The 14,953-nt window shown below is 40.4% G+C and carries 12 protein-coding genes; 9 read left to right on the forward strand and 3 right to left on the reverse strand.

The window, feature by feature from the left end:
* The first annotated feature begins 66 nt into the window (after positions 1 to 66).
* Entirely contained in the window at positions 67 to 1,389 is a 1,323-nt protein-coding gene (locus tag TDE_RS09445) for an OmpA family protein (RefSeq protein WP_002679737.1), read from the forward strand.
* A gap of 44 nt (positions 1,390 to 1,433) precedes the next feature.
* On the opposite strand, the gene TDE_RS09450 is transcribed toward TDE_RS09445, so the two are convergent.
* The gene (locus TDE_RS09450; protein WP_002679739.1) at positions 1,434 to 2,825 is read right to left on the reverse strand and encodes an aspartate ammonia-lyase; all 1,392 of its coding nucleotides are present in this window, start codon (positions 2,823 to 2,825) and stop codon (positions 1,434 to 1,436) included.
* Positions 2,826 to 3,030: 205 nt separating this feature from the next.
* Here TDE_RS09450 and TDE_RS09455 point away from each other — a divergent pair, with 205 nt between their 5' ends.
* From TDE_RS09455 to TDE_RS09480, 6 genes are all read left to right on the forward strand, one after another.
* Positions 3,031 to 4,731, forward strand: coding sequence for a YifB family Mg chelatase-like AAA ATPase (locus tag TDE_RS09455; RefSeq protein ID WP_002679741.1), 1,701 nt, complete (start codon positions 3,031 to 3,033; stop codon positions 4,729 to 4,731).
* Positions 4,732 to 4,809: 78 nt separating this feature from the next.
* The gene (locus TDE_RS09460; protein ID WP_010957123.1) at positions 4,810 to 5,370 is read left to right on the forward strand and encodes a Panacea domain-containing protein; all 561 of its coding nucleotides are present in this window, start codon (positions 4,810 to 4,812) and stop codon (positions 5,368 to 5,370) included.
* Positions 5,363 to 5,743, forward strand: a complete 381-nt coding sequence (locus tag TDE_RS09465) for a hypothetical protein (RefSeq protein ID WP_002679745.1) — start codon at positions 5,363 to 5,365, stop codon at positions 5,741 to 5,743. The genes TDE_RS09460 and TDE_RS09465 overlap by 8 nt, the downstream gene beginning before the upstream one ends.
* A 123-nt stretch (positions 5,744 to 5,866) precedes the next feature.
* Positions 5,867 to 7,630 carry a phospho-sugar mutase gene (locus tag TDE_RS09470; protein ID WP_002679748.1) on the forward strand — a complete coding sequence of 588 codons (1,764 nt, stop codon included), beginning with the start codon at positions 5,867 to 5,869 and terminating at the stop codon, positions 7,628 to 7,630.
* Entirely contained in the window at positions 7,630 to 8,283 is a 654-nt protein-coding gene (locus tag TDE_RS09475; protein WP_002669823.1) for a 3'-5' exonuclease, read from the forward strand. The genes TDE_RS09470 and TDE_RS09475 overlap by 1 nt, the downstream gene beginning before the upstream one ends.
* A gap of 97 nt (positions 8,284 to 8,380) precedes the next feature.
* Positions 8,381 to 10,126 carry an ABC transporter ATP-binding protein gene (locus TDE_RS09480; protein ID WP_002679750.1) on the forward strand — a complete coding sequence of 582 codons (1,746 nt, stop codon included), beginning with the start codon at positions 8,381 to 8,383 and terminating at the stop codon, positions 10,124 to 10,126.
* Positions 10,127 to 10,291: 165 nt separating this feature from the next.
* Here TDE_RS09480 and TDE_RS09485 read toward each other — a convergent pair whose 3' ends face one another.
* Together TDE_RS09485 and TDE_RS09490 are read right to left on the reverse strand one after the other, a co-directional pair.
* The gene (locus TDE_RS09485) at positions 10,292 to 12,085 is read right to left on the reverse strand and encodes a M3 family oligoendopeptidase (RefSeq protein ID WP_002679753.1); all 1,794 of its coding nucleotides are present in this window, start codon (positions 12,083 to 12,085) and stop codon (positions 10,292 to 10,294) included.
* A 30-nt stretch (positions 12,086 to 12,115) separates the two neighbouring features.
* Positions 12,116 to 12,712: a carboxypeptidase-like regulatory domain-containing protein gene (locus TDE_RS09490; protein ID WP_002679755.1), complete on the reverse strand. Its 597-nt coding sequence runs from the start codon at positions 12,710 to 12,712 to the stop codon at positions 12,116 to 12,118.
* Between the two features lie 131 nt (positions 12,713 to 12,843).
* Between TDE_RS09490 and TDE_RS09495 the strand changes: the two genes are divergently transcribed.
* Positions 12,844 to 14,118, forward strand: coding sequence for a leucine-rich repeat domain-containing protein (locus TDE_RS09495; RefSeq protein ID WP_002679758.1), 1,275 nt, complete (start codon positions 12,844 to 12,846; stop codon positions 14,116 to 14,118).
* A 125-nt stretch (positions 14,119 to 14,243) separates the two neighbouring features.
* On the forward strand, positions 14,244 to 14,897 hold the full coding sequence (locus tag TDE_RS09500) for a TetR/AcrR family transcriptional regulator (RefSeq protein ID WP_002679760.1): 654 nt from the start codon (positions 14,244 to 14,246) through the stop codon (positions 14,895 to 14,897).
* The last annotated feature ends 56 nt before the right edge of the window (positions 14,898 to 14,953 follow it).

Here is a 14,953-nt window from a genome sequence, read left to right on the forward strand (position 1 = left end):
TAACACAGACATAACTCCTGCATTCCTTAATTGAACAACGAAATCTCTTGTGGTATAATTATTAGTATGATAAATATTCAGACAGCTAAAAATTACTATAAACCAAAAAACCGCACCTTTGTAAAAAAACTTTTTTTAATCTGCTTTCTCTTTAGTTTTTGTTTAAATCTTCTTTTAGGGCAAGAAAATTTATCCCAAGGCAAAATACTCATTACGGAAAGAGCCGATTACTCCGTCTACATTGACGGGAAATATGTGGGGCTCACTTCCAGAGAAACCCGCCTTTATATGAGCGAAACAAGGCTCGGCAATGAGGAAGCCTATCTTTACGAGGGAGAAGCCTTTGTTCTTCAAAAAACCAGGAAAGACGGGCTTAAAGCCGCTTTACTGATAGATTCGATCTTACCCATTTCATTTAAATTTATTCCGGAACAAGATGAAGAAGATATTGAAAATCCTTACCAGCCTCAAATTTTCGATGAAGATTCGGGTTATCCTCTTTTAAGAAATTTTCCGATTTTGCCTGAAACAGAGTTTACTCCCGATGACATGGGAAAAACTTGGAAAGGAAAATGTACCGTAGTAGTAAGACCCAAGCCTGAAAAAACGGCTGTAAGGATTCCGGTAAATGCAGGTTTTAAATATAAGGGAAAAACTATTTTAAACGGCCAAAGCGTTCATCATGTAGAAGCAGCCTTTGGACTCCGCTACAAACACAGTGACACGCTGGGCGATGAGAAACTTATGAGCTCGGAAGGCGGAAGAAAGACGGACATCTATCTTGATGATATAAATAGGCCCGTTTTGATACGGGAAAAAATAGATGAAGAGTTTTTTTATGCGGACGGAAAAAAAATAAAACACCGAGGTTTTTTGCTTCATTTTTATTCTTATACGGGAAATGCCCTTGTACAAGGAGGCCTTGCACAAGGCACCCGCTCACAAGAAGCCGCCTCAAAAAAAACGTCCTCACAAGAAATTCCTTTGCAAAAAGAAAGGCCGGAAATCAAACCCAATAAAGATTTTGAGGTAACTAAAACAAAACGGGGCACAATGCTGAGGCTTAAAAATCTTCAATTTGAACCTGATAGGGCTGTTCTTTTAAAAGGAGAAGAAGCAAAGCTTGATGAGATAGCAAAGATTTTAAAAAAATCGGAGAGCGAATTCTTTTTTGTGGAAGGTCATACAGCCGATGTCGGTAAGCCGGAAGAAGAAAAAATTCTGTCCCAAGAAAGGGCTAAGACCGTCATCGAAAAACTTGTAAAAAGGGGCATACCGGCCGAAAAGTTTATCTATCAGGGTGCCGGCGGAACAAAGCCAATCTCCCCAAACGGCACCGAGGAAGGACGCTCTCAAAATAGACGCGTCGAGATTACTATTATAGGCTAAGGAAAACCTCTAAAAAGCTGAAGTTTTTAGAGGTTTTATATCAGCTAAAGCTTTCTGGGCTTTGTCATGTTTTCGGGTTTTAAAACCTCATCCAATTTTTCTTTTGAAAGAAGCCCTCTTTCCAAAACAAGGTCATAAACGCTGCGGTTATCGCGCAAGGCAGTCTTTGCAATATCGGAAGAAGCCTCATAACCGATGACGGGATTTAAGGCCGTAACCAAGCCGATACTTCGGTGAACGCTTTCCTTACAATGCTCATAGTTTCCTACAATGCCCGTAACGCATCGTTCCCTCAAAGTCTTCATTGCATTTATAAGAAGCTTAATCGACTCAAAGATAGAATAAATTATAACGGGTTCAAAAACGTTGAGTTCAAGCTGGCCTGATTCTGCAGCCAAGATAACGGCAGTATCATTTCCGATAACCCTGTAGCAAACCTGATTGACAACCTCAGGAATAACCGGGTTTACCTTTCCGGGCATGATAGAAGAACCGGGCTGCATCGGAGGAAGACTTATATCGTAAAGTCCTGTTCTGGGGCCCGAAGAAAGAAGGCGTAAATCGCTGCATATCTTTGAAAGCTTTGCAGAAAGGCGCTTTAATTGTGAAGAATATGTTACAAAGTCGGATGTATCGTTCGTGGCAGCTATCATGTTTTTTGCAGCCTTTAGATCAAGACCCGAAATTTTTGCCAGATGAGAGGTTACTTTCGGTGTATAGTTAGGATCCGAGTTGATACCTGTTCCGATAGCGGTAGCTCCCATGTTTATGGTGTGAAGATTTTCCCTTGCAAACTGAATCTGAGGAATTTCGTTTTCCAAAGAAGCGGCATAGGATTCAAACTCTTGGCCGAGGGTCATGGGTACGGCATCTTGAAGCTGGGTTCTTCCCATCTTGATATTTTCTCCAAGTTCTTGGGCCTTTTTTCTAAAAGAAGCAACAAGAGATTTGAGTTCATCTATAAGAGCCGGTGTATTTAACGAGATGCCGAGCTTTGCAGCTGTAGGATAAGCGTCGTTTGTAGATTGAGCAAAGTTTACGTGATTATTGGGATGGCAGGGCGAATAAGTTCCCTTGGCCTTTCCTAAGATTTCGTTTGCGCGGTTGGCGATAACTTCATTTGCATTCATATTGGTAGAAGTTCCTGCTCCGCCCTGAATCATATCGACTACAAATTCCTTATCGAATTTGCCTTCGGCAACTTCTTTACAAGCCTGAATCATAGCCTTGTAAACTTCATCGCTTAAATAGCCGAGTTCATGGTTGGCTTCGGCTGCAGCCTGCTTTGTATAAGCAAGACCCTTAATAAAATCGGGAAAATCACAGAGCCTTAATCCTGTAATTTGAAAATTTTCAACACTGCGGAATGTTTGAATTCCATAATAAGCATCTTCCGGAATATCCAATTCTCCGAGTAAGTCATGTTCCCTTCGCATAAAAAACTCCTATTTTATTGATAATTACAAGCATTATAGTACTAAAACAAAAAAGGGGCAAGGGGCAAAGAATATTTCAATTTTCTCCCAAAATTTTACTACATAAATCATTTTTTTCATAAAATAATAGTAGAAAGTCATCTTCTAAAAACTGAAGTTTTTAGAAGACTCACAAAAGTTTTATTATTGAAGACAGGAGTATATAATGGAAATTTTAAGTTTTTCGTCATTCGGGTATGAAGGAGAATTGATTAAGGTCGAGGCTGATTTAAGGCGGGGCTTGCCGGTTATCGACATAGTGGGGCTCCCGGGTTCTGCGGTAAAGGAAGCAAGGGATAGGATGAGGGCCGCCATCAGGAATTCGGGACTTGAATTTCCCGTAAGCAGGATACTGATAAATTTAAGCCCTGCCGATCAAAAAAAAGAAGGGAGCGGTTTTGATCTTCCTATTGCCATCGCCGTCCTAACGGCAAAAGAAGCGGAGAAAAATTCGGCAGAGGTTAAAGCAAAAGCTCAAACTATAATTCCTCAAGATGAAGGCAGGGCGGAAGAATCCGTGATGATAATGGGCGAGCTTGAGCTTTCAGGCAGGGTAAGGCCTGTGCGCGGACTCATAGGAGCTATCTCGGCAGCCCGTTCTCAGGGCATCAAATACTTTATAGTTCCAAAAGAAAACGAGGCCGAGGCCCTCATCGAAGACGGCATCAACGTATTCGGAGTATCCGATTTAATAGAAGCCCTCGAATTTTTCTACAAAATAGAAAACGGAAAATTCAATGCAAAGCCTCAGGGGGTAAAAAAAGAAAGCTTCCCCGCTAAGGAAGCAGCACATCTTTTTGTATGGAGCGATACGGAAGAAACGGAAAATTTCGATTTTCAAAAAGACTCAAAAAGCGGGCTCGGCTTGGTAAAAGGCTTTGAAGATATCCGCGGACAGGACGGCCTTATACGGGCTTTAGAAATAGCGGCGGCAGGAGGACATAACCTCATAGCCTACGGCCCTCCCGGCTGCGGAAAAACCCTTTCTTTAAGCCGCTTTCCCCTCCTCCTCCCCGACATGGACGAAAAAACGGCAATGGAAACCACCCGCATTTACAGCATCGCAGGCCTCTTGCCCCAATCTGCACCGAGTCCCCGCCTTTTAAAAAGGCCGCCCTTTAGGATGCCTTCTCAAAATGCAAGTATGGAGGGCATCATAGGAGGAGCCGGAAAATGTATGCCGGGCGAAGTTTCCCTCGCTCACGGGGGCGTTCTTTTTTTAGATGAAGCCGCTCAATTTAAGGCAAGCGTTTTACAAAGCCTCCGTGCGCCCTTGGAAACGGGAAGCGTAACATTGAGCCGTGCCGGAAGAAGCAGCACCTTCCCTGCCCGCTTTCAGCTTCTACTTGCGATTAACCCATGCCCCTGCGGAAACTTCGGGAGCCCCGGAAAGGTCTGCACCTGCCTCCCCTACGAAATCGAAAAATATTGGAAAAAACTTACGGCCCCCCTCTTGGACAGAATCGATATAAGAGTTCCGGTCATGCCGCCCAAACCTGAAAACATTTTGGCGGAGGCAAAATATTCTACCCAAACGATGAGAGAAAAAATAAAAAACGCAAGGCTCATTCAATGGGAAAGATTAAAATTTACAAATAAGGAGAAAAAAATGCAAAACATAATTTATGAAAACGCAAAACTTTTACCCCAAGAAACGGCAGAAGTTTGCAAAATGAGCGGCGAGGCGGAAAGATTTTTTTCCGTGATTGTTGACTCAAAAAAACTTTCGGGACGAGGAAGCCATGCCCTCTTAAAAATATCCCGCACAATCGCCGACATCGAGTCAAGCAAAAATATTTCCTTAGCCCATATCGAAGAAGCAGCAGCCTTGAGGCAGTGGATAAAGTATCTTCCCGATTTTTTGTAAGGTTTTTATATGGTAATAGTAAAAAAAGTATTGACAAAAAGCAGTCTAGGTGCTAGATTAAAACTAAGGGGGTATTTTATGAATATACATAAACTCATTGAAGTTGTAAATTATATGCTCAAAAAATATGAGTATCGGCTTAATTATACAAAACTTCTTAAAATGCTCTACCTTGCCGATCGTCAATCCTATGATGATACCGGCTCTCCTATTACGGGCGATACCTATACAGCCTTAAAAGCGGGGCCTATATTATCAAATACATATAATCTTATCCGTAATAAAGGCAATCAAAACGATCAGAATCTATGGAATAGCCGTTTTTTAAAAGACGCTTACGATCTTGTGGCTCTAACAGATAAGATACCCTGTAATACACTATCCGACTACGAAAAAGAAGTTTTAGACGGTATCGACTCTAAATTTCATAATTACACATTTACAGACCTTATCGAATATACTCATGCAAACTGCCCGGAATGGAAAGCCCCTAAAGATTCAGCCCTACCGATAAGTATTGAATCTATCCTACAAGCCCTAGGCAAAAGCCCCGATGAGATAGCTTTTATTATTGAAGAGGAAGAGTCTTTTGCTCAAGAAGAAGCTGCCCTTGCTCAACTATCCGAATTAAATGCCTAAAAAAACAACCTTTTTAAGCAAGCCTGAAAAATCTAAATCGGGCCAAGAATTTCGGCACTTGCGTATTATAGTCTCCGATTCCGATAAAAATAACGAGCAAATAGTGGTATCCGTTACCTCTCTAAAATTTGATAATCAGGATACAGGCTGTATAATACATCCGGGCGAGCATTCTTTTATAAAGCATAAATCTATTGTAGACTTTAAACGTACAAAGATTATGTCTACAATAGATATTATAAGCGGTATCAATAAAGGCTGGTTGATAAAAAAAGAGGATATATCCGATACGCTTCTAAAAAGAATACAAAGCGCCTTAAAGCAATCTAAATTTATCTCTGCCGAGGTTAAATCTCTTTTTCCGTATCTGTAACAATCCAAGTAATAAAGCAGATTTACTGAAGTACTTATTATAAGCTTGTCAAGAATTTTCGCACCCTTGCAGGAAACCTCTGAACTGTGATATAATTATAAAGTTATAAACGGAGGACTTTTTATGGATAAAAATGAAATATTAAATAGAGCAAAAAAATATGTTTCCGAAGAAAAGGAAGTAAAATTCGCAGAAGAGGTTAAGGCTTTAATCGAAAAAAATGATGAAAAGGAATTATATGACCGCTTTTATAGGGACTTGGAATTCGGAACGGCAGGTTTAAGGGGAATTATAGGGGGCGGCACAAACCGCATGAATCCTTTAGTAATAAAAAATGCAACCCAAGGACTTGCGGATTATCTGATTGAAGCAAAATCTGAGAAGGCTAAGGCCGGCTCTTTAAGTGCCGTAATTGCCTACGATTCAAGACGCTTTTCGGATGTTTTTGCAAAAACGGCTGCTCTTATTTTTGCGGCAAACAATATCCGCTGTTACCTTTTTTCGAGCCTTAGGCCTACGCCGGAACTTTCTTATGCCATAAGGGAACTCGGCTGCGATACGGGAATTGTAGTAACAGCCTCGCACAACCCTCCCGAATACAACGGCTACAAGGCCTACTGGTCGGACGGAGCCCAGATTACCCCGCCCCATGATTTAGGGATAATCAAAAAGGTAGGCGAGGTTTCTTCAATCAAAATGATGAGCGAAGAAGAAGCTCTTAAAAACGGAAAGCTCGTAATAATCGATAAAGAAATCGATGAAAAATACTGGGCTATGCTTAAAAAGAAAATCAGCCGTCAAGAAATTATTAAAAATATGGCTTCCAAGGTAAAGATAGTTTACACTCCCCTTCACGGAACGGGAGCTATGCATGTAGAAAAGGTACTGGGAGAAATGGGCTTTAATGTTATAAGCGTTCCCGAGCAGCGTGAACCTGACGGGAATTTCCCGACGGTAAGCTATCCCAATCCCGAAGACCCCAAAGCCTTAAAGATGGCCATGGATTTAGCTATAAAGGAAGGAGCCGATATTCTGATGGCCACAGATCCCGATGCCGACCGCTTTGCCTGTGCAGTAAAAAACGATGCAGGCGAAATGCAGCTTATAAGCGGCAATCAGATGGGAGCCCTCTTTGCGGATTATATCTGTCTTACATTAAAAGAACAAAATAAACTGCCTCAAAATGCCGCAATAGTACGCTCGATAGTAACCTCCCCCTTAAGCGATTTGATTGCGGCCTCTTACAATGTGCAAAGCGAAGAATGTCTTACCGGCTTTAAGTGGATATGCGGCGTTGCCGAAAGAATGGTAAGCACGGGCTCCCACTCCTATCTTTACGGTTATGAAGAAAGCTTCGGCTACAACTTCGGAACCGAGGTAAGAGATAAGGACGGTATTGCCTCTTCTGCAATTTGTGCCGAGATGACCCTCTATTGGAGGAGCAAGGGAAAGAGTCTTTTAGACAGGCTAAACGAAATCTTTTCTCAATTCGGTTTTTACGGAGAAAAGACCATCAATATGGTATACCCGGGAGCAGAAGGCTTAAAGATTATGCAGGACATGATGGTAAGAGTTCGGGAAAGAAATTTAAGCGAAATCGCCGGCGTGAAGGTAAAAACCATCAGGGATATTCAGGAAAGCACGGAATATTCTCCATTAGAGCCGGCCAAAAAAACTAAGGTTACTTTACCTAAGAGCAATGTTCTTCAATATTATTTGGAAGACGGCTCCATAATATGCATAAGGCCCAGCGGCACCGAACCCAAGATAAAGATCTACATAATCCATTCCGAAAAGGTTGTTTCATCGGTTGAAGAAGCTAAAAAACAATCGGATAAAAAGATTGCCGAATTCGAAAAAGAATTTAACGGTGTACTAAACGCATAATGAGCTCTTACGATTGGATCAGTGCCGTCTATGATAAGGCGGTTTTTACGGCCTTCGATACCGAAACAACGGGCACGGAGGCCAAGGCAGAAAGAGTTGTCGAAATCGGCTGTGTAAAATTCGACATTCGCGGAGTTATCGCCCGCTACAATGTTTTGATTGACCCTGAAAAACCAATGCCTCCCGAAGCGGGCAAGGTAAATCAGATAACCGATGAGATGCTTGCAGGTCAGCCTAAATTTGCAGAAGTTTTACCAGACTTTTTGGACTTTATCCGCAACACGGTTTTGGTAGCCCATAATGCAAGCTTCGACATAAACTTTATAAACTGCGAGCTTGAAAGATGCGGCAAAACAAAACTTACAAACAAAGTTTTTGACACCCTAACCTTTGCACGAGAAACCCTGCCGGGCTTGCAAAGTTATGCCCTGCAAAACCTTGCAACACAGTTCGGCGTTCAAGCCGTAAATGCCCACCGAGCCGAGGACGATGCCAGAGTCTGTATGGAATTCTTCAAAATAGCCGTAAGTCATTTCTTTGAAAAAAACAAGGACATGCTTGACTATTATAAAAAAGATGTCGATATTTCCGAATATTTAAGCACCAAGGACCCTGAAACTGACGGCGGAAAGTTAGTTCAAAATTTATTTTAATTAAACTAAGAGGATGGTATGAATAATTATTATCAAAGTTTTGCTGACATCGGCAGTCGCGAATTTTTACAGCGGTTTTGTGTTTTGCGTGATAATTATGATTAAAAACTTTTTTCGTCTTTATTTTAAGAGTTTATCGGTTGTGTTTAAAGCCGATAAGTTTCATTCCGTTTTGCTTTTGACGGTAATTCCACTTCAAGCACTTATGCCCTCGCTTCTTATTTATTCGGCAAACAAAATCATAAATGCCGTAGCGGAAAAAAACATAAATGGAGTTATCTTCATTTTAATTGTGTGGGCTGCCGCTTTTTTGTTATCAAATATTTTACAGCCCGTATATACCACCATACAGGGCTTTTTAACCGATAGGCTGACACTGTATTTAAATACTTCGCTTATGAATAAATCGAGAGCAATATCAGAACTTACGGTTTTTGAAGACAGCTCGTTTTACGATGACATTGATATTTTATGCCAAGAGGCAAGCTGGAGGCCTGTAAACCTACTTGTTTTCGGTGCAAGCATAATAAGCTGTATTATCACGGCGGTTTCTATGCTTGTTTTACTTGCCGATTTCAGTCTATTTATTTCACTTTTAATGTTTATCGCAATTATTCCTCAAAGCATTGTTTTTTATAAAATACAAAAAGAAGCCTTTGAAGTGTTAGTATCAAATACACCCGATTCAAGGAAATTAAGTTATTACTCAAGTTCATTACTTTCAAAAGAGAATATAAAAGATGTACAGTTATACGGTCTCTATGATTTTTTCATCGATAAATACAAAGACACATTTAAAAGAATAAATAAGGGAATAAAGTTAAACCGTGTTAAAAAACTCATAGCTTCCGTTTCATTTTTAATTGTGAGTACGGCAATCAGTGTATTCGTCTTTAATACGATTATAAAAGGCACATTTTCCGGAACCTTTTTGGTCGGAAGTATTTTAATTTTTTCGTCAAGTATCTTATATACAACGCAAAGCATTTCCCGTTTGGTAGAAGATTCAAGTTTATTGTACGACACGCTTTTATATATGCAAAAGTATTTTGATTTTATCAATTTACCGCCTAGCAGTAAAGGACAAAATAAAATAATTAATTCAAACTTTAATAAAATTATTTTTGATGATGTTTCATTTAAATATCAATCGAATGAAAATTTTGCTCTACAAAATATTTCTTTCTGTATCGCCAATGGCGAAAAAATTGCAATCGTGGGTGAAAATGGAAGCGGTAAAACCACGATGATGAAATTGCTTTGTAAATTCTATAAACCTTCTTCAGGTTCAATAAAATTCGATGAAACTTCAATTGAAGACTATGATGTTATTGAGTATAGAAAAATTATCGGTGCTGTTTTTCAAGACTATGCAAAGTTTGATTTAACGGTTCGTGAAAATACGGCTCTTTCCGATTTAAGAAAAATTACAGACGATGACGAAATTTTGCTTGCTTTAAAAAAATCAGGTTTTGATGAAACCGAAAATTTAGAACAGCTGTTAGGAACTCAATTTGAAGACGGGCGGGATTTATCGGGCGGTCAATGGCAAAAACTCGCAATAGCCCGTGCGTTTTTCGGCAATTTTGAAATTCTTATTTTGGATGAACCGACGGCTTCTCTTGACCCTCGCTCCGAATTTATCATTTATGAAAAATTCTTGGAGCTGACAAAGGGTAAAACCGTTTTCTTTGTTACGCACCGTTTATCGACTGTAAAAAAAGCTAATAAAGTTTTAGTTTTGCAAAACGGTAAAATTGTAGGCTTTGACAGCCACGAAAATTTAATGCAAACCAATAAGTATTATGCCGAACTTTATACTATGCAGGCAAGTGCATTTTGAAATTTTCTATAATAAAAAAAGACATAAAGACTTATGAAAACTCGTTATCAGCTTTACTGATAATGCACCTCTATTCCGAAGGATGCTAAGCAAATCCAACAAGGTTTTTAGAGGTGCACATAAATATAATTATAGGCTTATAAATATTTTATCAAAACAATAAGGCTATTTTTTCTTTGCTTTTTTTACGAGTTTTTCAAATTCGCTTATCTGATCCGTAAAAATCTTTATGCCTTCTTTCCAGAAGTCAGGCGTTTCGATATTAAAACCTGCACTCTTTGTTACCTTAACGGCATCCGTCATACCGGTCTTTCTTAAAATATCCTCATAAACGGAAGTAAATTTTTCTCCTTCCTTTTTATAGCGGTTATAAAGACCGAGAGCAAAAAGCTGGCCGAAAGCATAGGGGAAGTTATAAAAGCCCAGGTCGGCAGAATAATAATGCCCCTTAACAAGCCACATATATGGATGAAGCAATTTAGAATCAAGCCCGTTTCCATAGCTTTTCTTTTGAGCTTCAAGCATTAGGCGGCAGCAGTCTTCAGCAGTAAGTTCATGCTTTTCCCTTTCATCCATAAAGGAGCGCTCAAAATAAAAACGAGAAAGAATATCGATCAATACCTGACAACCGTCTTGAAGATGAATTTCCAATAGAGCCGTCTTTTGCTCTTCATTCATTTTTTTAATTTCGCTTTCAAACAAAATGGTTTCTGCAAAAATAGAAGCTGTCTCGGCAAGGGTCATAGGATAGCTTTGATTTATTACAGGCATATCCTTTACAACATTAAAGTGAAAGGCATGTCCCAGCTCGTGTGCTAAGGTACTGACCGAAGAAAAAGAGCCGTCAAAATTGCAAAGAACTCTGGGTTCCTTTGTTACGGGAAAATGAGTACAGTAGGCTCCGCCGACCTTGCCGTTTCGTACCTCACCGTCTATCCAGTTGGAGGCAAAGGCCTTTTTTGCAAAGTCTCCCATGTTCTTTGAAAATGAAGAAAAGTTTTCGATTACCAAGGCCTTTGCTTCTTCCCAAGTATATGTCGGAAATGATTTTGAAACCGGAGCAAAGAGGTCATAAAAGGGTAATTCCTTTTTGCCTAAGAGCATGGCCTTAGCCTTTAAATACTTTCTCCATGAAGGAAGAGAATCTTCGATGGCGGAAATTAAGGAGTCAAGAGTTTTTTGAGTTATATTTGCCTGCTTTACAGATTTTTCGATTGTGCCGCCCTTCCAGTTACGCCTTTTATTTAAGGTGATGGAAGTTCCCTTTACGCCGTTCAAGGCTGCGGCAACGGGTTTTTCGATGGACTTGCAAAGCTCAAGTTCTTTTTTAAAAGCCTTTTCGCGGACGGCCGCATCCTTATCGTAGGCCATCGCTCTAAGCTGAACCAAGGTTTTTTCTTCCTTAGTTTTTTCATCCCAAATACATGAAGCTGTTGAAGTCATTGTGCTCTGTAATTTGCTCCAAGCCGAAGCACCGGAGCGGGCTAGATCGGCAGCCAAGGATTCCTCTTCTTCGCTCATCTGTTTTTTTTGCCAAAACAAGGTATCTTCCAAATAGAAAGAAGCATATTTTAAATCCTTGTCGTTTTTAATCAAGGCCTTTACCTCTTTGGAAACGGAAGCCAAGATATTCGAAAAGCGCACTCCAAGGGGCGTAAACGGAACAAAGAGAGCCGATATCGAGTTAAGCTCAGATAAAGCTTCCTTGTTTTCGGTATCGGTTGTATACACGGCCGAAGCATAGGCATAAAGAGTTTCGGCTTCGGCATTAAACTCGTTTAAAATGTCCAAAGCTTTTACCAGCCATTTTTTTAAGTCCTTATCCGAAAAAGCCTTTAAGTGTTTTTCAAACTTGGAAGTCAATGCAGGAATTTTCTTTTTTGATTCCGCATATTCTTTTGATTTAAAATCGGGATAAATATTTTTTAAATCCCATCTCGGTGCAGTTTTGTTTTGCATTAGTATCTCCTTATATAATTTGTAGAAAAATTAAAGTTTAAAGAATATTGAAGCTTCTCCATAGTCTCCGTTCCTATCGGTTATGCTAAGTTCAAGTTTATTCTTATCGGAAAATTTTACCCCATCCATTGAAATCTGCATAAGAAAGGATGTCATTTGGGTATCCGGAAATTGTTCTTCAACACGGGAAAGAGTCAATATTTCGCAAAATTCACCGTTTACAGATACGGTTAAAGATTCTTTACCTATATCGGGAACAATATTTTTTTCGTTTGCCTTAAACTTGGTTAGGCTCATGGGCCGAAAGTAAACCATCAGATAGTTGCCAGCTCCCTTAACTTGAAAACAGTGTAAACCGTATATCTCAATCACATCTATTTTAGGATTAATTTCCAAATCCTCATCAAGGTCTATATTTTGACTCCAGTATTCAAGATAATTTTCTTTGTACTCTTTTACAGCAATAAAAAACGGATAATACTTCGGCTCAGCAGATAAATTGAATTTTCCTTCATTATTTGTTTCATCGGAATATTCAATTTCGAATTTATTGTTAAGGAGGGCTACGAGGGCTTTTTCAAGAGGTTTATTGTTTTTATCGTAGACCGTTCCGTATATTTCTTTCATAAGTCATTCTCCGGTTTAGCTATAAAAGCTGACATAATTGTATAATATAAGCACTCTTATGTCAATAATAACTACCCCCTATTTTTAAAGATAACCCTTTGACAATTTTCAAACTGAGGCCTATAATATAAATGATGGAAGAATCGAAAAAACTGTTTATAACAATACTGCTTGCAGCGGGATTGTTGACCGCTGTCGCTGCGACGGAAAACGCAGGCAGGGCGGTACTTGGTATAAGCCCGCATGAAAAAGAGATAACCGTGACGGCGGTAACGGCAGACGGCTCGCCCGTACAGGTAGAAGGCTGCACGGTTACGGAATTCCCGAGCGGCGAAGAAACGGTACTTACGGCAACGGGAACAAAGGTTGTCCTTAAAGGTGCTCTTATCGAGCTGTTCTGTTATGCTAACAAACTTACCGCGCTTGATGTCCGCGGTTTAACGGCTTTGCAGGAGCTGTATTGCCAAGACAATATGCTTACTTCGCTTGATATACGGGAATTAACCGGCTTACATACGCTGTATTGCGGCAATAATCGGCTTACCGCACTGGATATACGTGGGTTGACCGCTTTGCGGAAGCTGTACTGCAATAGTAACGAAATCGCATCCCTCGATGTACGGGGGCTTACCGCTTTACAGACACTGTACTGTGACAATAACCGGCTTTCCTCCCTTGATGTACGGCACCTTACCGCTTTACAGTGGCTGGACTGCCACTTCAATAAACTGACATCACTCGACGTGCAGGGCTTACCTGCTTTACAGGTACTGGAGTGCTCGGATAATCAGCTTACCTTGCTTGATGTACAGGGGTTGCCCGCTTTGCAGAAGCTGTACTGCCAAGACAATAAGATTACTTCGCTTGACGTGCGCGGTTTAACCTCTTTACAGGTACTGATGTGCTACGACAATCGGCTTACCGCACTGAATGTACGCCGTTTGACTGCTTTACAGGAGCTGAATTGCAGTTCCAATGCAATCGCTTCCATCGATGTACGGGGACTTACTGCGCTACAGGTGCTGTACTGTGACAATAACCGGCTAACATCCCTCGATGTACAGGGGCTGACAGCTTTACAGGAGCTGGCGTGCTCGGATAATCAGCTTACCGCACTCAATGTGCAGGGCTTACCCGCCTTACAGGCGCTGGGTTTTCAGGATAACCGCCTTGAAGAAGACGCCCTTATACGGATACTCAACAGTTTGCCCGACCGCAAAACGGACGAAGAAGGCCTCGCCGTACTGTACAGCGAAGGGGAGAAGCTCCCTAAAGAAAGCGGGTCAGCCGTTCCCGCCTCAGCCGAGTTTCGAGCGGCTTTCAAAGCTGCAAAACAAAAAAACTGGAAGCTGTACATGCAAACCGAAGATGGAGACGGTACGGAAATTCGGTTGCAGGAGGAATAAGCAATGTATAATTGGTAATGGGCAGTTTGCATGCGTAATTACTCATAAAACATTACCAATTACAAATTAAATGAACGCCGTTTATGCCCCCTTTGACAATTTTCAAACTGATGCCTATAATATAAATGATGGCAGAATCAATAAAAAAGAAAAGCGATACCTATACGGAAATTCTCAAAAATGCAAAAGCGGAGTTTTTGCAAAACGGTTTTGAAAAAGCATCGATGCGTTCCATTGCCGCAATGACCGGCATAACAGCCGGGGCTTTGTACAAACACTTTCCGTCAAAGGCGGCAATATTTGAAGCTCTCGTACAGCCGCTTATCGGACAAACCTTAAGTATCGGTTCCGATTTTTCCGAAATCGCAATACATTTATATGAAACTAAAGACTTTTTATCAACAAAAGAAGCAATACGCATATCTTTACAGAATTTATGTACGCTTGTCTACAGCCGCTTCGATGATTTTAGACTTTTGTTTAACCGCTCGGCGGGAACAAAATATGAAAACATCCGTCACGATTTCGTCATGGCTGATGTTACAGCCTGCAAAAAATTCATTGCCGACTTAAAAAAACGCGGCATAAATGTCCGGCCCTTAAACGACGACCAGCTTCACTTAATTTACAGCACCGCCTTAACACCTCTTTTTGAAATCATCACACATGAATATTCTTATAAAAAAGCCCTATCCTTTATAGATATCTTAACCGATGTAATGTATTTTTGCTGGAATAAAATTATGCAGCCGGAAACGGAAATAAACAAAAAAAATTGATTTCCCTCTTGACAAATTTTTACTGTAGGGCTATACTAACAATTAGTAAACACTGT

The sequence above is a fragment of the Treponema denticola ATCC 35405 genome (assembly GCF_000008185.1).
Classification (GTDB): domain Bacteria; phylum Spirochaetota; class Spirochaetia; order Treponematales; family Treponemataceae; genus Treponema_B; species Treponema_B denticola.

Bases quoted from the DNA above. Each gene is read 5' to 3' on its own strand.
- TDE_RS09445 (WP_002679737.1), top strand. From the start codon at position 67: ATGATAAATATTCAGACAGCTAAAAATTACTATAAACCAAAAAACCGC.
- TDE_RS09450 (WP_002679739.1), bottom strand. From the start codon at position 2,825: ATGCGAAGGGAACATGACTTACTCGGAGAATTGGATATTCCGGAAGAT.
- TDE_RS09455 (WP_002679741.1), top strand. From the start codon at position 3,031: ATGGAAATTTTAAGTTTTTCGTCATTCGGGTATGAAGGAGAATTGATT.
- TDE_RS09460 (WP_010957123.1), top strand. From the start codon at position 4,810: ATGAATATACATAAACTCATTGAAGTTGTAAATTATATGCTCAAAAAA.
- TDE_RS09465 (WP_002679745.1), top strand. From the start codon at position 5,363: ATGCCTAAAAAAACAACCTTTTTAAGCAAGCCTGAAAAATCTAAATCG.
- TDE_RS09470 (WP_002679748.1), top strand. From the start codon at position 5,867: ATGGATAAAAATGAAATATTAAATAGAGCAAAAAAATATGTTTCCGAA.
- TDE_RS09475 (WP_002669823.1), top strand. From the start codon at position 7,630: ATGAGCTCTTACGATTGGATCAGTGCCGTCTATGATAAGGCGGTTTTT.
- TDE_RS09480 (WP_002679750.1), top strand. From the start codon at position 8,381: ATGATTAAAAACTTTTTTCGTCTTTATTTTAAGAGTTTATCGGTTGTG.
- TDE_RS09485 (WP_002679753.1), bottom strand. From the start codon at position 12,085: ATGCAAAACAAAACTGCACCGAGATGGGATTTAAAAAATATTTATCCC.
- TDE_RS09490 (WP_002679755.1), bottom strand. From the start codon at position 12,712: ATGAAAGAAATATACGGAACGGTCTACGATAAAAACAATAAACCTCTT.
- TDE_RS09495 (WP_002679758.1), top strand. From the start codon at position 12,844: ATGATGGAAGAATCGAAAAAACTGTTTATAACAATACTGCTTGCAGCG.
- TDE_RS09500 (WP_002679760.1), top strand. From the start codon at position 14,244: ATGATGGCAGAATCAATAAAAAAGAAAAGCGATACCTATACGGAAATT.